Annotated in this window: 17 protein-coding genes; 3 read left to right on the top strand and 14 right to left on the bottom strand. The window is 56.6% G+C overall.

What is annotated here, in order from left to right; genetic code table 11:
* Positions 1-9: 9 nt before the first annotated feature.
* From H8527_RS09155 to H8527_RS09115, 9 genes are all read right to left on the bottom strand, one after another.
* Positions 10-816, bottom strand: coding sequence for a glycosyltransferase family A protein (locus H8527_RS09155; RefSeq protein ID WP_187547589.1), 807 nt, complete (start codon positions 814-816; stop codon positions 10-12).
* Complete coding sequence (locus H8527_RS09150) at positions 813-1,931, bottom strand: DegT/DnrJ/EryC1/StrS aminotransferase family protein (RefSeq protein WP_187547587.1); 1,119 nt, start codon at positions 1,929-1,931, stop codon at positions 813-815. The genes H8527_RS09155 and H8527_RS09150 overlap by 4 nt, the downstream gene beginning before the upstream one ends.
* Positions 1,928-2,893 (bottom strand): GNAT family N-acetyltransferase, encoded by a 966-nt coding sequence (locus H8527_RS09145; protein ID WP_187547585.1) that lies wholly within the window; start codon positions 2,891-2,893, stop codon positions 1,928-1,930. The genes H8527_RS09150 and H8527_RS09145 overlap by 4 nt, the downstream gene beginning before the upstream one ends.
* On the bottom strand, positions 2,890-3,342 hold the full coding sequence (locus tag H8527_RS09140; RefSeq protein ID WP_187547583.1) for an FdtA/QdtA family cupin domain-containing protein: 453 nt from the start codon (positions 3,340-3,342) through the stop codon (positions 2,890-2,892). Before H8527_RS09140 ends, H8527_RS09145 begins: the two co-directional genes overlap by 4 nt.
* Positions 3,343-3,453: 111 nt before the next feature.
* Positions 3,454-3,975 carry a hypothetical protein gene (locus H8527_RS09770; RefSeq protein WP_222935142.1) on the bottom strand — a complete coding sequence of 174 codons (522 nt, stop codon included), beginning with the start codon at positions 3,973-3,975 and terminating at the stop codon, positions 3,454-3,456.
* 4 nt (positions 3,976-3,979) lie between these two features.
* Positions 3,980-4,561, bottom strand: coding sequence for a Maf family nucleotide pyrophosphatase (locus H8527_RS09130; RefSeq protein ID WP_187547580.1), 582 nt, complete (start codon positions 4,559-4,561; stop codon positions 3,980-3,982).
* 27 nt (positions 4,562-4,588) lie between these two features.
* Complete coding sequence (locus H8527_RS09125; protein WP_187547578.1) at positions 4,589-5,104, bottom strand: HAD family hydrolase; 516 nt, start codon at positions 5,102-5,104, stop codon at positions 4,589-4,591.
* Positions 5,101-5,922: a Rossmann-like and DUF2520 domain-containing protein gene (locus tag H8527_RS10055; RefSeq protein ID WP_370539239.1), complete on the bottom strand. Its 822-nt coding sequence runs from the start codon at positions 5,920-5,922 to the stop codon at positions 5,101-5,103. The genes H8527_RS09125 and H8527_RS10055 overlap by 4 nt, the downstream gene beginning before the upstream one ends.
* Positions 5,923-5,994: 72 nt before the next feature.
* Complete coding sequence (locus tag H8527_RS09115) at positions 5,995-6,852, bottom strand: enoyl-ACP reductase (RefSeq protein WP_187547574.1); 858 nt, start codon at positions 6,850-6,852, stop codon at positions 5,995-5,997.
* Between the two features lie 457 nt (positions 6,853-7,309).
* Between H8527_RS09115 and H8527_RS09110 the strand changes: the two genes are divergently transcribed.
* The 3 genes from H8527_RS09110 (at position 7,310) to H8527_RS09100 (ending at position 12,141) form a co-directional block, all read left to right on the top strand.
* A complete protein-coding gene (locus H8527_RS09110; RefSeq protein ID WP_187547572.1) occupies positions 7,310-7,942 on the top strand; it encodes an HU family DNA-binding protein in 633 nt (210 codons plus the stop codon).
* 155 nt (positions 7,943-8,097) lie between these two features.
* A complete protein-coding gene (locus H8527_RS09105; RefSeq protein ID WP_187547570.1) occupies positions 8,098-9,108 on the top strand; it encodes a TIGR01212 family radical SAM protein in 1,011 nt (336 codons plus the stop codon).
* Positions 9,109-9,189: 81 nt separating this feature from the next.
* Complete coding sequence (locus tag H8527_RS09100) at positions 9,190-12,141, top strand: outer membrane beta-barrel protein (protein ID WP_187547568.1); 2,952 nt, start codon at positions 9,190-9,192, stop codon at positions 12,139-12,141.
* A gap of 196 nt (positions 12,142-12,337) precedes the next feature.
* Here the strand turns inward: H8527_RS09100 and H8527_RS09095 are convergent, their stop codons facing one another.
* From H8527_RS09095 to H8527_RS09075, 5 genes are all read right to left on the bottom strand, one after another.
* Positions 12,338-15,136: a pitrilysin family protein gene (locus tag H8527_RS09095; protein WP_187547614.1), complete on the bottom strand. Its 2,799-nt coding sequence runs from the start codon at positions 15,134-15,136 to the stop codon at positions 12,338-12,340.
* A gap of 52 nt (positions 15,137-15,188) precedes the next feature.
* A complete protein-coding gene (locus H8527_RS09090; RefSeq protein WP_187547567.1) occupies positions 15,189-16,817 on the bottom strand; it encodes a DUF6850 family outer membrane beta-barrel protein in 1,629 nt (542 codons plus the stop codon).
* Positions 16,814-17,209: a hypothetical protein gene (locus H8527_RS09085; RefSeq protein WP_187547565.1), complete on the bottom strand. Its 396-nt coding sequence runs from the start codon at positions 17,207-17,209 to the stop codon at positions 16,814-16,816. Before H8527_RS09085 ends, H8527_RS09090 begins: the two co-directional genes overlap by 4 nt.
* Positions 17,210-17,417: 208 nt before the next feature.
* Positions 17,418-18,872: a DUF4876 domain-containing protein gene (locus H8527_RS09080; protein ID WP_187547563.1), complete on the bottom strand. Its 1,455-nt coding sequence runs from the start codon at positions 18,870-18,872 to the stop codon at positions 17,418-17,420.
* Positions 18,873-18,889: 17 nt separating this feature from the next.
* Entirely contained in the window at positions 18,890-21,631 is a 2,742-nt protein-coding gene (locus H8527_RS09075) for a TonB-dependent receptor (protein WP_187547561.1), read from the bottom strand.
* Positions 21,632-21,835 lie beyond the last annotated feature (204 nt).

Here is a 21,835-nt window from a genome sequence, read left to right as displayed (position 1 = left end):
AGGTAGTTCTTAAAGGTTGTTCTTGATATAAGTAATCCCTTGCAACAGATGTCGGAACATCGGGAGGAAGTGAGTAAGCCCACGCCGCGTACAGTGGAAGGCAAAGAGAAAGCAACGCCAATAGGCTGCATTCCCATAAAGATAGTAGGTAAAAGCCCCCTCTGAACGTTGGACACCGGCATCTACGTAAATCATTGAACGTTTGAGCATGGTGCTTGTTTCGATAATTTTCAAGGGGAAGTATTTGATGTGCAAACCAGCACGCAGGGCATCAACCAACCAAACGTCTTCCTCCCGGCAAGTTAAGAACTTTGTTCCCAGTCCAAAACGTTCGTCAAAACGAATGTTGCCCTGCACCTTACACCGCCGACATACCATCTCAATCGTAGAAATCGAATAGTCTTTGGGTAGTTCTGTGATAAGGCGCTCTTTCTCCGGATAGTTTTTGAGGAGTTTTCCTGTATAAGTGCTGGCACGAAAGAAAGCCACATCGACCTCCTTGTTTTGAGTAAAGGTATCGAAAATGGTGTCAAAAGCGCTGTCCGACAGACGCGAATCATCATCAGCAAAGAGGATCAAGTCACTCGTGGCGTTCTCTAAGGCATGGTTGCGGTTGTTGGAAAGACCTTGACCTTTGTACTGGTACAGTTTCACGTCCGAACGCTCGATAATTGCCCGAGGTATCAGTTCAAGATAACGCTCATCGGTGTATTGGTACGACACAATGTACCGAACGTCCGGACGTGGTGCGCCAATTACATCATCGATGCGTACAATCCCCTTGTTGAGTGAGCAAATCAGAATATCAAGTGTCATGGGGTAAATCGGTTGAGGGTTTGTATCACGGTGTCGATTTCGACTTTCGAGAGGATGGGACTCATCGGCAGACTTAGTTCTTTGGCCGCCACTTGTTCGGTGATAGGAAAGGACTTGTCGCGGAAATAGGGGGTGAGACATGGTTGTCGATGCAGCGGAATAGGGTAGTGTACCAGCGTGTCAATGCCTCTCTTGTGCAGGTAGGTTTGAAGTGCTTCTCGATGGTCAGTAAGGACGGGAAAGAGATGGAACACATGTTCTTCGATTGCATTGGGCCAAGTGGGGCATTGTATATACGGGGTGTTCAGATGTTCGATGTAATACCTTGCCCATTGTTGGCGCTGCTGGTTGTCCTCATCCAAGGACTCCAACTTGATAGACAGGAGGGCTGCTTGAAGTTCGTCCAGCCTCGAATTGAGTCCTAATCCTTCGTGGTAGTACTTCTTTCTCGAACCATAATTGGCCAAGGCGCGAACTTTGTCGGCCAATTCCGTGTCATTGGTGACAATGCTTCCTCCATCCCCCAAAGCTCCTAAGTTCTTTCCTGGATAGAAACTGAAAGCCGCGGCGTGTCCGAAAGCTCCGGCACGCACCCCATTACGCTGTGCTCCGTGCGCTTGTGCAGCATCCTCGAGCACGAAAAGGTGGTGACGTTCGGCCACTTGCTTCACGGCGTCCATGTCGCACAAACGGCCGTATAAGTGCACAGGAATTACCGCTCGTGTGCGCGAAGTTACAGTTGCTTCCAAAAGGGAAACGTCCATCAAGAAGTCCTCCGGAGACACATCGACCAGTACCGGCCGCAATCTTGCACGGACTACCGCCTGTGCTGTGGCTACAAAGGTCATGGCCGGGAGAATGACCTCGTCGTCGTCCTCCCATCCTAAACATTCCTTTTGAGCCATCAATATCAAGGTCAAAGCATCCAAGCCGTTGGCCACTCCTACGCAATGTTGCGTTCCACAATAGGCGGCAAACTGCTGTTCAAAGCGTTGGGTGGCGCTCCCCGAGAGATACCATCCGGAAGCCAAAACTTCCTGAAAAACGGCTTCGAACTTCCGCGCGAAGCGTGCATTCAGTGCTGCTAAGTCCAAAAACTTTATGGGGGTATTCATACCAACGAAAGGGTGTATTGATCGTAGACTATGGCTCGTGCTCCAAAACCTTCTTTTTGAAAGATGAGCCCTTCGTTAAGCCATTGTCCGCCTTGTTCTGTAGAAATACCGAAGTCGAAATAGGTCGGTGGTTCATGACAGTCCGTAGTGAAAGGGCGCTCTTCAATAAGATGGACGAACAAGAGGTCTAACGCCCCCATTTTCCGACCCTCTTCTGATGTCGCGATGTATTGCGCATGCGCCACCTTGTTGGACAAATAGAGTAGGGTGCCGGCCAAAAGTTTCCCGTCAAAACTCTGTGCGAGATAGAGTTTGATGCGATGAGGAAAGTGGGCTTTCAGCTCTCTTATCTCACGTAATGTATGAACGGGGCCCACGTGGTGGCGATCTTCTAAAATAGTGGAAAGTAGAAACCAAAAACCCTCAAAATCATTCGACTCAAATATCTGTATTTGAGATGATTGAGCTTTTTTGAATTTTCTTTTTCTCAAAGTGGATATTGGTGGGCGCTCGTCGAATCTCAGGCAAGAGGAAACAGCGCGAAATCCGAGGACAGCGCCGTTGCGGAACAGAGCATAGAGTTCATCGTCCGAGGGGATACGATGATAGATATAGGGGATGGGCTTCACCGAAAGTCGTGTGAAACCTTGTTTGCGGTAGTAAGGCAGGAGTGCATCATAAATCTCCAAGACCTCGGTTGTGGTTGTTTTTTCTGGGAGAATGAGTCCTCCATAAGTCAGTCCGGAGTGGCTGACGATGCGTTGCTCTGCCCGAACGGCAGCGGCAGGAAAAAGTCCTAAGACTCTTCCCTTATACGAGAAGCATAAGACGGAAGCATCTTCAATTCTGTCCCGATGGTAGTCCATGTAGTCTCTATGGAGGAGAAAAGTGCCGTTTCGAGAGAAATGCACAATGTCATCCCATAGGTCGCGGAGGTCAGCAGAATAAGGGACAAGGTTCATAGGGTGTCTGAATTATGTTCAATAGAGGCCGCGAATGCTAAATAATGCTCAAAGGAGTGGAGATAGCCTTCCGGCCGATAAGGTTCGGATGCCAGACAGAGGACGACCGTATGGGGAGAAAAAGAATGCAGCCGACACCAGATACCGGCAGGAATGATCAAACCTTGGGTAGGACAGTCGAGCAATACCGTGTATTCCTGATGTCCATCCGTAAGAGTGACTCGCAGACTACCATTGAGGGCAAACAAGAGTTCGGTACAAGTGCGATGAGCGTGTCCTCCGCGTTCGGCTTCGCTAGGTACGTCATAAATCCAGAAGACGCGCTTCACAGGGAAAGGCAACGCTTCATCATCGAGCACCGATAGACTTCCGCGAGCATCATTGTGTTGCTGAACCATAATCATGGGGCAACGTGTTCTGAGGTCATGGAGGAACGCTTCTTTTCTCATCCTTGAGTATATTACTAAACATAATGCCCATTCAAGAAGGTTTGTGGGCGAAAATTCAGAGGAAAGCCTATCTAAGGCTATTTAGGGTTCAGGAAAACTCCATAAACCGAGTCAACGCACGCGGATGGTTTGGGTTAAAACCACCTGCAGTTTGACTGCCGAAGCATTCAGGCTGACTGTTCCTCCGCCGTCCTTTAAATTATAGGTGAGGCTTTTCGGTTGGACCACACCAGAGGGATTGTAGTTGGCAGTGAAGGTGATGCGATAGACACCGGGAGTTGTGGCAACGAGCGTGTCGGTCGGATGCTGCGGTTGCTTGTCGTAGACCAGTTTCTTGGTGTATCTTTGAGTCCAGTCGGCCGCGTTGGCCACTTCCCAACGATAGATCGTTCGATCCAGACGCTTGCCGCGAACCTCTTGTTCGGCAGTCAAGACAAACGACTGTCCGACCCGTAGCGTCGGTGAACCATCAGAAAGGCTTTTTGCTGTCAGCCGTGCAAAATGTGGGGCTTCTGAGCGAAACCGCTCTGTATCCTCCGAACATCCTAATAAGATGATAATAAAAGAGAAAGCGAAGATGAGTTGTAGCGCTTTGTTGAGCATTTTCTCGGGTATAAGGTGAATAAATAGCAAAAGCTTAGAAGTCCTTGAGCGCTTGATAAAGTCGTTGAATCGGCAGACCGATAACATTGAAGTAGGAACCATAAATTTCCTCTACTGCAGCCATACCAATCCACTCTTGAATGCCATAACTGCCGGCCTTGTCGAAGGGAAGAAACTCTGTGACATAGTAGTTGATTTCTTCATCGGTGAGCGGGGCGAAACGCACCCGAGTGCTCACCGCTTTCTTCACCACTCGGTTCACGGTGTTGAGGGTGAATGCCGTCACCACTTCGTGCTCTTTGCCGGAGAGAAGGTGGAGCATGGCCGTAGCTTCTTCGATGTCATGCGGCTTCCCCAACACACGACCTTCCAGGCAGACGATGGTGTCGGCCGTTATAAGCAGTGTGTTGTCGGTGATGTGCGTTTTGTAGGCTTCGGCCTTTGTGCTGGCAATGTGGAGGGCAATCTCCTCGTTGGAAAGTCCTTTCGGAAAAGTTTCGTCAATGCCCATCAAGGTAAAGACTCGAAAGTCGATACCCAAACGGGAAAGCAACTCACGCCTACGTGGAGAATTGCTGGCCAAAACAATGTCGTATTTCTTTAAGTTGTCGAGCATAAAAGTAAGTGTTAGTTGTTCGTAGAGTCACCATCCGAAGGCTTCGGCATCGCTCATCCACTTCCCTTGGGCGCGCAACACCTGTTCCACCACATCGCGTACGCAACCTTCGCCTCCCTTTTGGTGGGAGATGTAGCAGGCGATTTCTTGAATTTCGGGTGCGGCATCGGCAGGACAACAAGGACAGCCACAGAGGCCCATCACTTCATAGTCCGGAACATCGTCGCCCATATATAATACTTGGTCGGCCGAGAGTTGATGCTTCAAGAGCCAATCCTCGAAGACATCAATCTTCCGCCCCACTCCCATAAAGACATCAGTGATGCCGAGGTTCATGTAGCGTTCCCGCACGGCCTCGTTCTTCCCACCCGTGATGATCGCGAGGTGCAGGTCGGTCTTGGCCGCGTGTTGGAGGGCATATCCGTCTTTGATGTTGGCGGTGCGTACAGGCTGTCCCCCGAGGAGGAAAACGTTGTTGGCGCTCAACACACCATCTACATCGAAGGCCAAAGCCCGGATTTGTGTGAGGTCGAAAGGTATCATGGATGAAAGGACTTATAAATGTTGTCGCTCAGGATGCGGTAGATGGTTTGCAGTTCCGGTTTGGCGGCGAGCAGTTCGGCTTGATGTTCCAGCACGGCGCGGTCGCCTCTTGCAGCAGGTCCCGTCTGCGCAGCATGAGCGGGAAGTTGGTTCAGTTTGGCGGCCGTCTCCTGGATGAGAGGACTGAGCCATTGTGGGTCGATGCCCTGTTCCCGAGCGATACCGGCTGCCACGTCATAGAGGTGGTTGACAAAATTGCAGGCAAAAACAGCCGAGAGGTGCAACATTCGCCTTCCTTCGGAGTGGAGCACCTGCACCGTGGGGGTCACACTTTGGGCTAACTCCAGCAGACGTTGTTCGGTGGCCGCCGATGCTCCCTCGACAAAGCAGGGAATGGTGGTGAAATCGACCTCACGCGCCTTGGAGAAGGTCTGCAAGGGATAGAAAACACCGGCTTTCTCACCGAAGCGGGCCAACACTTCGAGCGAAACACTGCCGGCCGTGTGTGCCACAATGCCGTTGCGGCAATGGGCGGGCAGCGCAGCGATGAGGTCGGGCAGGACATCGTCGGAGGCGGCGAGGAGGAAGACATCAGCCGGCGGCAAGTGGTCGAGGTTGGTGAGCGCGGTTGCCCCCTCCCCTACCCTTCGGGCCAACGCTTCGGCCGATGCCGCGGTACGGCTGCAAATGGCTTTGACCTTGTGGCCGGCTTGTGCGAGTGCAGCAGCCAGATGGGTGGCGAGGTTGCCGGCGCCGACGAAGACGATTTCTTGTGCGGTCATGGTCGTGTAAGTCTTGCTTTGCGCAAAATTAAGTATTTATTTTGGCATCAACAAAAAGTGCGCCCCTTAAAATAAGGTTCGCACTTCTTCTTAGAGCAGAATTTCAGTTTATCCGTAGATAATATGTCCGTTTTCGTCTTCAAACTCTTTCGTGTCCTTGGCATATTGGTTCATGGCCCGCATGCTCATACCCATGCTGGAGAAACCGCCATCGTGGAAGAGGTTTTGCATGGTCACCTTTCGGGTGAAGTCGGAGAACATCATCACCGTGTAGTCGGCACACTCCTCTGCAGTGGCGTTACCCAGTGGCGACATCTTGTTGGCGAAGTCCATGAGGTGCTCCATGCCTTTCACGCCGTTGCCAGCTGTGGTGGGCGTGGGACTTTGGGAGATGGTGTTGATACGCACGTTCTTCTCGCGGCCATAGATATAGCCAAAACTGCGAGCGATGCTTTCCAGAAGGCTTTTGGCATCGGCCATGTCGTTGTAGCCGAAGAAGGTGCGTTGAGCAGCCACATAGGACAAAGCGACAACAGAGGCATATTCGTTGAGGGCATCGAGCTTTTTGGCCACTTGCAACATCTTGTGAAAAGAGATGGCACTGATGTCGAGCGTCTTCGAAAGGTAGTTGTAGTCCAAATCGTCGTACGTACGTTGCTTACGTACGTTGAGGCTCATGCCGATGGAATGGAGGATGAAGTCAATCTTTCCGCCGAGCAGACGCTCGCTCTCGGTGAATACCTTTTCCAAGTCTTCCACACTGGTGGCATCGGCCGCGATGACCGGTGCGTTGAGCTGTTCGGAGAGGGCGTTGAGCGTGCCCATGCGCAGGGCAATGGGGGTGTTGGTGAGCGTGATGCTGGCACCTTCTTCCACAGCCTTGACGGCTACTTTCCAAGCGATGGACTGTTCGTTAAGCGCGCCGAAGATGATGCCACGCTTACCTTTCAAGAGGTTGTGAGTCATAAGAATTATCTGGTTTTCGTTGTTGTTACGTCGGTTTCAAAAGAAACGTCTGCGCAAAAGTACGTCTTTTGTGCAAGCCTCGCAATCTTTTGGCCACCGAAATGCGATATCCATAGTTAATACTTCTATTTTTGTCATCTATGGATGTCGTTTTGCTGTCTTTCGGCATTTCCTTCAGCACAAAGTCATTCTCCGCTGGCTTACGCGAAAAGTTGATTACTAAGGAGAAAAAGTTGTGCAGGTCAAAGATAAACTTTAATTCAAGGTTTGAATTATATAAACCAAGGTTTGAATTACATAAACCAAACCTTGAATTATATAAACCAAAGTTTGGTTTATAGAAATTCCTTGGGGAAATGAACTTTTTCTGTGGGCGGCTCCACTTTTTGACGGCCCTGCCCCACTATTTCCATTCTTTTTCTGTACCTTTGTCGGAAGTAACTTAACCCTTATCCCTATGGCTAAATACATCATGCAATCCACGCCCGACCTCAAGAAGGACGGCACCCGCCCCACCTATCCCCGCCTTGTCCACGCCGGTGTCACCTCCACGCGGCAGATGGCCGAAGCTCTGCAAAAGCAATCTGCCTTCTCCACCGGCGACATCGTGGGACTCATCGAAGCGATGGGGCGCTTCATCGCCACAGAGACGGCCCTCGGTCGCTCGGTGCGCATCGACGGCATCGGCACGTTTCGCGCGGCCCTCGGTCTTGCTCCCGGCAAGGAGCGCGAGACGGAGGACGGCCCCCGCCGCAATGCGGCAAGCGTGTGCGTCCGCTCCATGCACTTCCGTCCCGACCGCAGACTCATCGCCCTCACCGAGGAACACACCGACCTGGAGCGCGCCCAGTCCCACAAGCGCACCCTCCTGCTCGAAACGCCCGAAGCGCGCTTGGCGGCTGCTCTCGACTTCTTGGAGCAAAAGGGCTTCCTCCGCGTCTATGACTACGCCGCCCTCACCGGGCTTTCGCGTACCATGGCAAGCCGCGAACTCGTGGACTTCTACAGCGCCGGACTACTCGATACGCAGGGCACCGGCACGCACAAGGTCTACGTCAAGCCCGCCCCACCGATGCCCGAAAAGGAATAGCGCGTCCTCTCACAAATGTTAAAATCGACGTTAAACCCGCACTTTCCACCCCATATCGGCTCGCCCGATTGTTTTCTAAGAGTAGGGAGGCAGCCCGACAGGATTGTCAGCCGCTGCCCCTACTCTCTCCTTTTTGCTTTCGTTTCTCCTTCTCTATGGCTCACTATACCCCACTTTCGGCCTTCCTCTCCCGACACTTCGACCACAAGGTGCAAAAGATTTCCGTCAACGCCGGATTTACCTGCCCCAACCGTGACGGCACTCTCGGACGAGGCGGCTGCACCTACTGCAACAACCAGACTTTCAATCCGGACTATTGTGCCACGAGCGAAAGCGTGCGGGAGCAGTTGGAAAGGGGGAAGACCTTCTTCCGCCGTGCGCAGCAGAAGCGCGCGGCCAAGCGGGGCCAGACTGAAACAGTGAGCGGAGTGGAGATGAAATACCTGGCCTACTTTCAGGCCTACACCAACACCTACGGCGAACTCACGCGGCTCATGCAGCTCTATGAAGAGGCGCTCGCCGTTCCGGACGTGGTCGGGCTCGTGATCGGTACTCGCCCGGACTGCGTGAGCGAGGAATTGCTCGACTATTTTGCCCAATTGCAGCAGCGGGCGTTTGTCTTGATAGAATATGGTGTGGAGTCGACCTCCGATGCCAGTCTGCGCCGCATCAACCGAGGACACGACTTTGCCACGGCGGCCGACGCCATCTGGCGCACCGCAGCTCGGGGTCTGCCGGTGGGAGCGCACTTCATCTTGGGACTTCCGGGCGAGAGTGCCGACTTCACAGCCGCCCAAGCCGCCGACATCAACCGCCTGCCCCTCGACACGCTCAAGCTCCACCAGCTCCAGATTGTGCGCGGCACGGCCATGGCGCGGGAGTTTGTAGAACAGCAAGAGAAGGCGGCGGCCGACCCTTCCTTTCGGAGCGACTTCCACCTCTATTCTGCCGAAGCCTATGCCGCGCTGGTGGTCGACCTCTTGGAGCGTCTCCGCCCCGACTTGGTCGTGGAGCGGTTCACGTCCTTTTCACCCAAAGCTCTTCTCTTGGCGCCGGACTGGGGACTGAAGAACCACGAGTTCACCACCCTTGTGGAGCGTGAGTTTGTCCGTCGCGGCACGCATCAGGGCAGCCTCTGGGACGGCACTACGCCCTCTTCGCGATGAAGGGCAGGTCGCCTGCCCCACCCTTTGCACACCTCTCGGGCGTCGATGCCCGACCTTTATTTACCTAAATCTCCAACCTCCATGAACACAACATCGTTGCGCTTTCTTCTCGCCCTCCTACTCTCTCTGATGGTGGGCACTCTCTCCGCACAGAAGCCGGGCTTCGTGACGGGGAGCATCAAAGACATGTTTTCCGAAGAGGGACTTTCCGGAGTGAAAGTCTCGCTCTTCCGCCCCGACAGCACCCTTGTAGACTCCACACATAGTGAGTTGCAAAAGAAAGACGTGCGGGTCAACCAATGGGCCCTTTGGGAAGAGGACGACAAGAAGCAGGGGGCGATATTCCGCCTGCACGTCCCCGACGAAGGGCACTACCGCCTGGTGCTCGCCCACGAAGGCTACGAGACGGTGGAGCGCGAAGTGCTGGTGGCTTTCCGTCGCCGCAATCGCTACCACGACGTGGGCGAAATGTGGATGGGCAAGGCCCGACAACAGCTGGGCGAGGCCGTGGCCCGCGGGACGAAACTCAAGATGTTCTACCAAGGCGACACGCTGGTCTACAACGCCGACGCTTTCCACATGGAGGAAAGCGCGATGCTTGAAGACCTGGTGAAGCGATTGCCGGGCGTGGAGTTGCGCAACGGCAGTCTTTATGCCAACGGTCGCTTCGTGGAAAGCATCCTGTTGAGTGGGAAGGACTTCTTCAAGGGCAACCCAAAAGAGGCGCTGAAGAACCTTCCCTCCTATGTGGTCGACAAACTGAAGTTCTACAGCAAGGAGGGGGAAGCCTCCAAGACGATGGGCACAGACCTGGGCGACAAGGCGTTCGTGATGGACGTGAAGCTCAAGCGCGAGTACCTCAGCACATGGATGATCCGCCCCGAAGCCGCGCAAGGCACGAAGGACCGCTACGCCTATTGGCTCTACGGCATGCGCTTCGACGATCGACAAAGCTTCACGCTCAACGCTGACCTGAACAACACCAATGCCGAACGAGAGGGCACGGGCGAGGACGGCACGGTGTGGCTCATGCAAGGCAACGGGCTTTATCGCTACAAGAGCGTGAAGACGGCCTACACCTTCGAGCCGAACGACCGCTTGAAGTTCTCGACCTATGGCGTCTTCAAATGGCAGCACGCTCAGACGGCTAACGGCCAGAAGCAGGAGCGCTTCCTCGACAACGGAAGCCTCTTTCACCTCGCCGATCAAACCACCACCCGACGCACCACAGGTTTCCAAGGCAACGTGGCCCTCAGTCTTCGCCCACAGAAGGGGCAGCACTACACCTTCGACTACACCATCGGCTACAACGACCACCGCAAAGACGGCACCGACCGCTTTTCCACCCTCACCGCCGACCCTGATGTGCGCATCGGCCGAAACGCCCTCGACAGTCTCGAACGCACGCCCAACCGCTTTGCTGCCATGGGACTGCTCCGCCACCTCCGCCGCCTCGAAAGTCTGGAGCAGAAGGACGAACTCACCCACACGGCAAAGGCTTCGGCCGCCTTTGGCAAAGACCCGCATCTGCTCACGCTGAGCGGAGAGTTCGTGCACGAATCCTACCAGCAGAAGCGCTACGCCCACAACGATCTGCGCTACTACAACACGCCCTCCGCCCCGGTTGACTACCGCAACACCCTCGACGACGAAAGCGAGCGGAAGTATCACTTCTTGACGAAAGCCCACTACCTCTGGAAGTACCTCAAAGGCGATGGTGCCGATGGGCAACTGGCTTCTTACGCTGAGTTTAGCCGCGACTACAAGGGCAACGAGAATCCCTGCTACCGCCTTGAGCGCCTCGCCGGCTGGGGTGTGGGTTCGCCCGAGGCCTTGGGCACGCTCCCCTCGATGGCCGGTTGGCAACAGTTGGCGCTCGACGCCGAGAACAGCCGGAACAGCACGCTCCACGAGAACACGGCCGGCGCCGGTGCCGACTGGATGCACCGCCTGCGCCTGCCCAACCACACCTGGATGAAGTTCACCGCCAAACTCCCTCTTCAGCGTCAGGTGCGCCGCCTCTACTATCATCGCAACGCTGCGATCTACATGCCGGAGCACAACACCACCCTCTTCAGTCCAGAGCTCGCCTGGATTTGGAACCTCAGTCCGGACGACCGCGATGGGGAGCGCACCCAACTCGTGCTCAACTACCTCTCTGAGAGCACGGCGCCCGACCTGATGCACCTCCTCCCCATCCGTGATGCCGCCGACCCGCTCAACATCTTCCTCGGCAACCCCGGCCTCCGCAACGCCCACACCCAGACGATGAAGGTCCGTTATCGCAACGTTTGGCGAAAGAGCGGTCTCGTCTGGAACCTTTACGGCGACTACAAACACCTGGCCCACGCCGTCGCCATGAGTTCTGTCTACGACCGCACCACCGGTGTGCGCACCTACCGTCCGGAGAACATCGAGGGCAACTATGAGTGGAACGCACAGAGCGGGATTGAAGTGCCGCTCGACTCGGCCAAGAACTGGAACGTCGAGTTCCGCGGCGCCTACAACTTCCTCCACAGCCGCGACCTCAACAGCGATGCCGCCCACCTCACGGCCGTACCCTCCACCGTGCGCAACCACATGTGGGGCGCCTCGGCAGAACTGAGCAACTGGGGGGAGAAGTTCGGTCTCAGCGTCTACCTCGATGCCAACTGGCGCAGAGCCTACAGCGACCGCCCGGGCTTCGACCCGATGTCCTTGCGCACTTACACCGCGGGCTTTTACGCTTACTTCCCGCTGCCGTGGAAGATGCGCTGTCATCCCCAACTCCGCATCCAACGTCAGGAAGGCTTTGCCGACGCGTCGCTCAACCGCACCACTTTTCAATCCAACCTCATCGTGCGGAAGTCATTCCTCAAAGACCGGCTCACCTTCTCCCTTCACGTGGAAGACCTCTTCAACTCCCGCCGTTGGGACTATGCCACGGTCGATGCGCAAGGTCGGACCGAAAGGTACGCTCGCCTCTTCCTCCCCCGCTACATCATGCTCTACGTGAGCTACAAACTCCGTGTTGCGCCGACCAAGAAAAAGTAGAGCTGCACCCCCTCCTGACGAAAGGGACGTTCTTTTTGAGAGAAAGGGACGTCCCTTTTTGAGAGAAACTGACATCTCTTTTGCCCAAAAACGACAGCAGCATCAAAAAGCAAGGCTCCCCTGCATCCGGAAAGTGCAGGGGAGCCTTGAAGCAAAAGAGTGGCTCTTGAAAGAGCGAAGGTGGGCGAAGGATCTACTACTCGGGCAGCATCGTGACCTGAATGCAGCGGTTGCTTTCCAAAAGGCTGCGGCAGAGGAGACGGATGTCTTCGGTGGTGAGCGCCCGGACGCGGTTACGATAGTCGTGATCGAAGTTGAGGCCGTAGCGAAGTTCTTTGTACTTCACCTGCTCCCAATAGTCGTTCATCATCACCACTTGGCCGTAGGTCTTGAGCTCATATTCTTTCACCTTCTGGAGGTCTTTCTCCGAAGGACCGTTGGCCGCCATGGCATAGAGTTGCTCGTAGATGATGGGCAGCAGGTCGGTGTATTTGCCCGGGTCGGTGCGGAAGTTGATGCGGACGAGGGCCTCGGCGGTGGGAAACTGCGTCATCGTCCCGCTGATGCTCACGCCGTAGGTGCCGCCTTTTTCCTCGCGCACCTTCTCGGTGTAGACCATGCGCATGAGCTGGCAGAGGACGTCGAGGCGCAAGTCGTTGTCGATGGTGTAGGGGATGGGGGCGGTGAGGAAGATGTTGGTGAGGGCGGAGGGGGTGGCCAGTTTTTTGGAGAAGACGTGGCGCTCGTTGGCGGGACGGATGTTGACCCCGCGGTCGGTGAGCTGCTCGTGGGTGCCGCTGGAGGGCAGTGAGGCGAGGTAGCGGCAGAGCAAGGGACGGAGCTGCTTGAGGTCGAGGCTTCCGGTGAAGATGACCTTGAAGTCGGCAGCATTGGCGAAGCGCTCGGTGTAGATTTGCAGGATGCGGTTGAGGTTCACCTTGTCGAGGTCTTCCTTCTTGACGGGAGTCTGGCGGGGGTGATTGCCGTAGAGGATGCTCACGACCGAGTCGTTGTACTGCACGCCGGGACTGGCATCGCGGTTGGTGAGGAAGGCGGCCTGGCGGTTCATCAAGCTGCGGAACACTTCCTCGTCACGGCGTGGGGCGGTGAAGTAGAGGTGGGTGAGCTGGAGGAGGGTCTCAAAGTCCTTCACGCTGCTCGAACCGCGCATACCTTCGGTTTCGTCGTTGAGGTAAGGGCTCACGCTCACCTGTTTGCCGGCCAGCATCTTCTCAAGGGTGCGCTGGCTGAAGTCGGCCACGCCCGAACTGCCGATGACCGACCCAAGGTATTGCATGGAGGGGATGTCGCTGTCGGGATAGACGTTTTTGCCGCCTGGGGAGAAGATTGACATCGAGATGTGGTCGGCCTTGAAGTCGGTGTGGCGGGCATAGACGTGCATCCCGTTGGAGAGGACGAACTCACGATAGCCGTTGCTCACCTCTTTTTCCGAGACAATGCTCCCCTTCTTGGGCAGGCGGGGCATCAAGTGAGTGGGCACGACCTCCTCCTTGGGGGCTTCGTACTGCCGGGATTGCGCAGCGAGAATGGCCTGCTCGATTTGCTCGTTGGTGGGGAGTTTGAAGCCGTCTTTGTCGGGGCCGTAGAGGGTGGCGACTTGGTTCTTGTTGCTGATCATCTCGCGCAGCATGGCGTTGACCTCGGCGAGGGTGACGCTTTTGTCCAAACGCTTGACGAGCTGCAACTCCTGTTCGGCCGAAAGCATCGGTTCGCCGTCGGTGAAGTGGTGCAGGCATTGGCGCACATACTTGCCGTTGCGCTCCTTGTGGCGTTCGGCATAGTCGTTCTCCATGCCACGGAGGAGCTCCAGCTTGGCGCGGTCCACTTCGCTTTGGGTGAAACCATGTTGGCGGGCGCGCTCCATGGCCGCTGCCAGTGCCGTGATGCCGCCCAGCACGTCCTCTTGCTTACAACCGGCAAAACCGCTCGTGGCATCTTTGGTGGCGGAGAGGAAGAATTGCCCGTCGCGCAGGGAAGCCGAGATGAAGGGGGCATCGGCCTGCTCGGTGAGTTCCTGCAAGCGGTCGTTCATCACCTGTCGCACGATGTCGGAGAGGTAGCCGTCACGATAGTAGGCTTCGGTGTTGCGCTGCTCCCGCGGTGTGGCCTCGCGCTTCATGTAGAGGGTGAAGAGGGTGATGGGCTGTTCGGCGTCCTGCTTCTGAAAGAGAATCATCCGCTCGTTGTCTGGAACGGGATAGTAGACGCGCTCGGCAGGGTTGGCCGGCATAGGGATGGGCGAGAAGAGGTCCTTAATCTTCTGTTCGATGCGGTCGACATCAATGTCGCCCACCACGATGATGGCCTGCAAGTCGGGGCGATACCACTTCTGGTAGTAGTCACGCAGATCCTGGTAGGGGAAGTGGTCGACCACATCCATCGAACCGATGGGCAGGCAGTCCTCGTACTTCGTGCCACGATAGATGACGGGCTGTGCCTCTTCCATGAGCCGCTGCATCGCCATGCCCGAGCGGCGGGTGCGCCACTCCTCGTGGATGACGCCGCGCTCCTTGTCGATTTCCTCGTCGCGGAGCAGAAGCGAGTGGCTCCAGTCGTGGAGGATGAGCAGGCAGGTGTCGGTCACGCCGGCCTTGTCGACCGGAGCGGAGGAGATGTTGTAGACCGTCTCGTCGACACTGGTGTAGGCGTTGAGGTTGGCACCGAACTTGATGCCCTTGCGCTCGCACCACTCCCGCAGGCCGCCCTTCTCAGCACCGGGGAAGTGCTCGGTGCCGTTGAAGGCCATGTGTTCGAGAAAGTGGGCAAGTCCTCTCTGACGGGGCTCTTCGAGGATGGAGCCCACGCGTTGAGCGATGTAGAAGTCGGCCACGTTGGGCGTCTGGCGGTTCTGCCGGATGTAATAGGTCAGTCCGTTGGCGAGGCGTCCGGTCCGGATGGCGGGGTCGTGTGGCAGTTGTGCCGGGGCGTTGAGTGCGGCCGTTGCGACGGCCAGTCCTAAGAGCAATTTCTTCATAGGGGTTGGGTTGAGATTGATGAGATGCGGGGTAAAGCGGTGTCGGTCGGGCTCAGAAGGTGAGGCCGATGGACGTGTGGAGGGCACAGCCGTTGTTGCCGCCTGCGGCATCGTTGCGGCGGTAGGCGGCTCGGGCTTCGGCAAACCAGCCCATGTTGCTGCCCATGAAGCGGGGTTGCCACTCGGAGTGGAAGCCGCAAGAGAGTTCGGTGTAGGAGGCGAGGGTTTGGGTGGCCACTTGCTCCGTCATCCGTCGGCGGGCTTCGGCCACGTCCTTCTTGAGTGGCGAAGTGTAGGAGGCATCGGGCGTTGAGACGAAAACTCCCGACACATTGCGGCTGTGGCGACAGGCGACATCGAGAATCAGCAGGTAGCGTGATCCCACGGTCTGCCATTGGAGGGCGGCATCGAGGTAGTTGCGCCGGTAGTCGAGGGCGCTGTGGGGGTAGGCGTAGGAAGAGGTGTAGCGGAGGCGACCGCCTTGGAGGTGGAGGGAGAGGGCGTCGCGGGGCGTGAGGGAAAGGTGAAAAAGGGCGCCGAGGTGGAGGTCGGTGATGCGGTTGTGGTACATCGTGAGGTAGCCCCGCACGGCATATTGGTCGGCTATGGACTCGCCACCGATGATTTCGTCGCCGCGGCGCTTCTCGTTGTCGATGCCGCACCAGAGGCGAAAGTCGGCGAGGTCTTTGACGGCCTGCCCTTTCCAGCCAATTCGGGTGTGCCATCGGGTCACGTAGAGTCGGCTGATGGGAAGGGCGTTGAGGGACGAGAGGATGCGGCGGTAGGGGATATATTCGTAGGCGGCAGAACACAAAAGACCGGTGCGCCGGCATAGTGGTCGCAGCCCGAGGTCGATGCTTGTACCAGTGGCTTGGTAGTAGGCGCTGTTATTGGTGCCTGAAAATCGTTCGTACCAGTTGCCCAAGCCTGTCATTTGGTATTCGGGGATTTTCCCTTCTTCGCGGTAGAAGTCGACGGAGTTGGTCTGCTTGTAGAGGCGAAGTGTGCCGCCGAGGGCCAGCTCGTGGCGGAGCATTTGCCGGCCGAGGCCGAGGCGGGCGCTCAGGTCGGTCACGATGCTACGCATCCGAGGGTCACGGGTGCTCCATTCGTGTTCAGCACGAAAGTCGATGGCTTCGCCGAGGGTCCAACTGCCCAGACGTGTAGCGCATCCGCCTTGGAAGGCATAGCGCTCAGTGTGTCGGTCGCCGCCGAGAGTGTCGGCCAGGACATAGGGTCGGACGGCGGACCAGTCGGCCGAGGCGTTCCAGCGCACCTGCTCCCGAAGTCCGCGGCGGTAGGAGGCTTCACCCCACACTACGATGGCGGTGCGCTCTCGGCTGTTCGGGGTGTCGGGGCTGCCGTTGAGCCGCCGATAGCTTGCTGCCCGAAGGCCGAGGTGCCGGCGGGCGTTGCCTTCCTGCATGACAAAAGCCTGCTCTTCCCGCTGCAGGTCGGCATAGAGACCGAGCCGTCCGTAGGTGCCGGTGTAAGCATCGAATTGGAGCGCGGGGTTCTGCCACCAAGCGTTGAGTGTTCGGATGGAAAGGACGTAGTGCTCAGCGGCTGCGGTGTTGCGAGCCGTTGCGGAGTCCTGGGGGAGGGGGCGGTCGGCCGCGGCTGCGGTCGAAGGTAGGAGGGCGAGGACGCAGGAGGCGAGGTAGAGGTGGCGTGTGGTCATTTGAAAAGCTGTATGTCGAGTTTCACTTCGGTGGGTCGGTCGAGCACTTCCACGTAGCTGTTGGCAGCGCGAAAGCGGTAGACTCGACGCCGACCGCCGTTGATGCTCACGGCCACTTTGCCGTCGGCGGTGATGTTGTAGGGGCCGCGGAGCACTTGTGGGAAGGCCACACTGATGCTGTCCCATTGCTTTTCGGTCCAGGTGAACTTATTGGTGAGCGACTGCATCGACACGGTGCCCGCGACTTGCAAGAGTCGGATGTTGTCGGGGGCGGCGAGCGTGACGCGCGCAGAAGTCAGTACTTCATAGTGATGCTCCGGCTCACAACCGACAAAAGCAGTCGTGAGCCAGAGGCATACTATGAGTTTGAAAAAGGGTTTCGTGAGAGTCATATCGGGGGCGTGTCCCGTGTCGGTCTGAGTCGCTTTGAGAGGGGTATCGGAAAATATGCCGCCATATTTTTCCGACCATGATATCCTGCCTCTTGGAAGGGGGCGTCATATTGGCTTGAAGATGGCGTCATTTTCGTCGAAATATGATGTCATATTTTGCCGAAAATGATCTCATATTTGAGCGGATCGGACCGAAGGGGCGCTTTTTTTACTTCATCACCTTGCGGCCGTTGATGATGTAGATGCCGGGGGTGTTGGTGTCATTGACGCGCACACCATCGAGGCGGTAGATCTTCGTTTCCTTGCTGCTGTTGCGCGCGATGCTGTCGATGGCGGTGGGCGCTTTGAGCATCGAGGCTTCGGCGTCGGAGAGGAAGTCTTCGGTGGAGTTGTTGGTGTCCATCCACTTGCCGCTGTCGCTCTTCTTGCGGATGACGGCAAGGCCGTAGCGCGACTTGTCGTGGTCCACGCTGCCGCAGTGTGCCCAGCCGGCGTCGAGAGTGGGGGCGAGGACGTTCCATTCCCAGTCGGAAGCGATGCTGAGACCTACGGCATCGACAATCCAAGCGTTGGGGAGCTTGTAGCCGTCGCCGTCCATGGGGTAGGACTTGCCTCCGAAGGTGAAGGTCCAGGTGTAGTTGTACTTGAAGTTGCTCACGTAGTCGTCCTTGCCAACTTCGGGCTTGGCGAGGAGGTAGGACTTAAATCCGCGGTTGTGCATGGCCCAGTAAGTTCGGCTGTAGTCGTACCAGTTGACCATGTTGTCTACGTTGGGGTTGTCGGAGTCTTGGAAACTGGGGTTGGAGGACTCGTCGTAGAATTCAAATTTGGCCTTAGATAGGTCGAACGACTTAGGGTTGATCTCCTTGTGGTTGATGGCATTGACGGCAATGAGTACTTCCTCACCGGGGGCTACGGGATAGTCGGTGCCGCTGCCGGGGAAGGCGTAGATGGCGTCGATGGTGGTGGTGTCGGCCATGATGTTGGGCGTGTAGTCTTGCTTGTCGGTGGAAAGGAACGCAGATTCAGCCAAGGCATAACCGTCGAGATAGAGCGTTTGGTCGCTGTTGTTGCCGACTTTGATGTACTGGTCGTCGCTGTACTGCTTGCCTTGGGGCGTCGTGGTGCCGGTGAAGAAGATTTCGCTGATGACGAAGCCTTTCGAGCCCACGGGGAGGTCGAACTCCTTGGTTTCGACGATGGCCTTGAATCGGTGGTAGTAGTCTTCGTTCTCAAAACCGGCCTTCATGAGTTCGGGCACATAGAGGGTGACGTTGGCAAAGTCGAAGGATGTCTGCTCCAGTTCGGCAGGCTCGGCCATGTAGGCGGTCAGGAGGTTGGCGCATCCCTTGAAGGATTCCTCATTGATGTACTTGACGGAGGAGGGAATGCGGACGTTGCTGACGCTCTTCGAGCCGAAGAAGGCTTTCGTGCCGATGGCCGTCACGTCGTAGGTTTTGCCGCCGTTGGTCACCTTGGCGGGCAGGGTGATGTTGCCGGCGTAGGAGTTGTAGTCGGTGGTGGCGTAGGTCACTTCGACGGTTTTCTCGCCGGTGATGTTGTAGAAGACGTTGCCGCTCCGGAAGTCGAAAGCGTAGGCAGCAGTGCTCGCTGCCATAGTCGTGATGGCACAGAGGGCCAAACGGGTAAAGATGTTGTTCATAAAGTTTGGAGTTTGAATTAGAGATTGAAATTAAGTTCAAGCCCGAAGTAGGGCGTTACGTACCGTCGGGTCGTATAGTTGTTGCGTTTGTAGTCGGGGTGGAGGTCGAAGATTTTGTTGACGAAGAGCGCCGTCATCAGCCGGTTGCGCAGGAGACGCTTGGTCACTTTCAGGTTGAGGTTCATGTAGAAAGGGATGATTTGGCGCTGCTCGATGCTACTGTTGTAGGTGCGGACGAGAAACTGGCGCTCGCGGTCCTTGGCATCGGCTTCTGTGAAGGAATGGACACTGCCGTCGGCCGTCATGTAGCGGATGGGCTTCACCTCCTTGTGCATGTGCTGCTGTGCGGTGTACCACATGCACTGCGCTGAGAGCGAAAAGCCGAGAGCAAGCCGCGGTACATCGGTGTCGAAGGTGAAGTTGGTGTTCCACATTTCGCGGATGTAGCCGTCATCGTCGTTGTAGAAACCCACCAATTCCAGTTCGCGGCCATCCACACGGCGCGACACGTGCTCCTGCACAACCATCGAGTTTTGATACTGCGACTTCATCCACGCTCCCGTCACGGTGAGACGGGTGGCGAGTGTCGTCCAGCGCGGCGAAGCGTAGGTGTACTCCACGCCCCGCTTGAGTGTGCGGCTTCCGTTGCCGGTCTGCCCCGTGCTGCGCAGCACGTGCCGCACCTCGTAGGGGAGGTTCGCGGGGTCGGGCGCTGCGGTGAGGCTGCTGTGGCCGATGCCCGACGTGTCGTACCACTTATAGGCGTAGGGACGATAGTCGCTCATATTCCGAAAACCTGACTTCATGTCTTCTTCAAAGTAGGTCACCGTGAACCGATGTCCCAACCACGAAGCATCGAGACTCACTTCCCACTTGCTGTTGCGGGCCGCCTGCAAGCGATAGTTGGTTGGGTCTTTGATGTAGGTCTGCAACCACACCGAGCGGAGTTCGCGCTGTTCGTGCCAATAGTTCATCTCGACCATATCTATATATAGGAGTTCGGGATAGAGCTGGTCGATGGTGGGCATCTTGGTGTGCCGCCCCCATCCACCGCGGATTTGAAGGTTCAACGGTGCACCGCCCACGCCCATCGACGGCAGACTCCAACCGATGTTGAGACGTGGGTCGAGGTAGACTTTCCGCTGCAAGTCGTAGCGGCTGTCGAGGTTCGTCATCGCTGCATTGCGCACTCCGGCCACCAGCTGCAACTGCTGGCGGCCGATGGGCAGCGTGAGGTCGGCTTCGGCAAAACTCGACAACTGCACTTCGGCAGGCATGTCGCTGTATTTGCGCTGGCGGGTGGAGAGCCCGGGATAGAGCGGAAAGAGTGGGTCGAAGAGTTGCCCCTTGCCCAAATTCTTGTCCAACTGCCAGTCGGCACCGATCTTCAGGCGGTTGCTCATCCACGATGTGGGCAGGGAGAAGTCGGCTTGCGCTTTCATAAAGATGCCGAGCGGACGGCCGTCCACGCGATGCCGCCCGGTGTACTTGTAGGGATAGATGAGCACCGCCCGGCTTTCGCCTTCCTCCTTCGTCACAGCGGCGGGCTGTCCGTGGTCAATCTGCACCAGGCGTTGGCGGTCGAGCAAGTCTTTCTCGAAGTTGACCGATGCCAGCAATTCCGCCGAGCGCCACCAGTCCGTTTCGCGGCGGCTTGTCTGCCGCAAGGTGAAGCTCGCTGCCCATCGGTTGCGGTCGCTCCGGTAGGCATCGACCCCACCGTAGTTGAGTTCGGGGTCAATCTTGTCGTCGTCAAACGAGCCCGAATAGTCGAGGTTGAGCGCAGCGTCCCATTGTCGGCGTGAGGTCTCCCGGCGATGTCCGCCTCTGGCCGAGAACGACAAGCGCTGATAGGTTTCCAGCAAATTGCGCGGGTCGCCGTTGGCATTCAGCCAGTCGGCGCTGAGATTGAGCGTCCACCGCTGTCTGCCCCACTCCACTCCCTTGGCCACGTGCAGAAGTTTGCTTTCCATGTCGGCTTTGAAGCGTGCTTGCAGGTCGTGCCCGCCACGGCGGCGTTTGATTTTCACCAGTCCGCTCGTCAAGTCACCATACTCCACACCGGGAATGCCGCGCACCACCTCTACTTGCTCCACATCGTCGGTCGAAATGGAGCGCATGTCCACTCCCGAGTTAGTGAAGTCGCGATAGGTCGTCTTGCTGTCCCACGCACCGTTCATAAACTGCATGTTGGCATTGGTCGACAGCGGTGCTCCATCGACGACAAAGCTCGTGCCCAGCGAGGAAGTGTTGTATTTGCCGGAAGGTCGCCCCACTTCGCGCAGCTTGATGATATTGGGCGTGGTCAGGCTCGGGTCTTTGGCCATCCCGCCCGGCAGCAATTCCATCAAGTCGGTGAAGCTCGAAGGCTGCAAGTGCTGCATGGCCTGCTTCCCGATGACCGACGAGGAGGTCAAGCCTCGGCGCTCCGTGGCAGTCACCACGACTTCCTTCAGCAGTGCAGCAGAGGGAGAAAGCCGATAGACTGCATGATTGCTCAACCTCGCTTTCAGTTCCTTATAACCTAAGAAGGATATGCCCACTTCCACAGCTGTGGTGTCGCTCTTGAGCGTGAAATAGCCTTCGGCATCCGTCACCGTGGCCTTTCGTGCATTGCCCGTCAGCCTCACCCAAGCGCCGGAGAGAGGTTCGCCCGTCTCTTGGTCGAGGACTCGCGCCCTCACTGTCACTTGCGCTGTTGCCGGCACAACCGCCAACAATAGTGCCGCGTAGACAAATAGGAAATAAAGCCTTTGCAATATCGTATTCTTTTTTTATTTTTGTTTTTAATATCTTAGTAGGGATGAGAGTGCAAAGGTATGGATTTAACGAGATGCCTACAATACCCGAAAGTAGGTATTTTGTACCGAAGAGGAAGGGAGGATATCGGGAAACGTCCCACTGAGTAAGACATCCCTTCCTTAGCCCCTCTTTATGTTGTTTTTCTTCGTACTATTTCTTGG

It is taken from the genome of Alloprevotella sp. Lung230 (genome assembly GCF_014385435.1).
Classification (GTDB): Bacteria; Bacteroidota; Bacteroidia; order Bacteroidales; family Bacteroidaceae; genus Alloprevotella.
The sequence above is the reverse complement of the archived record's forward strand: the minus strand, read 5'-3'. Positions and strand labels throughout refer to the sequence as shown.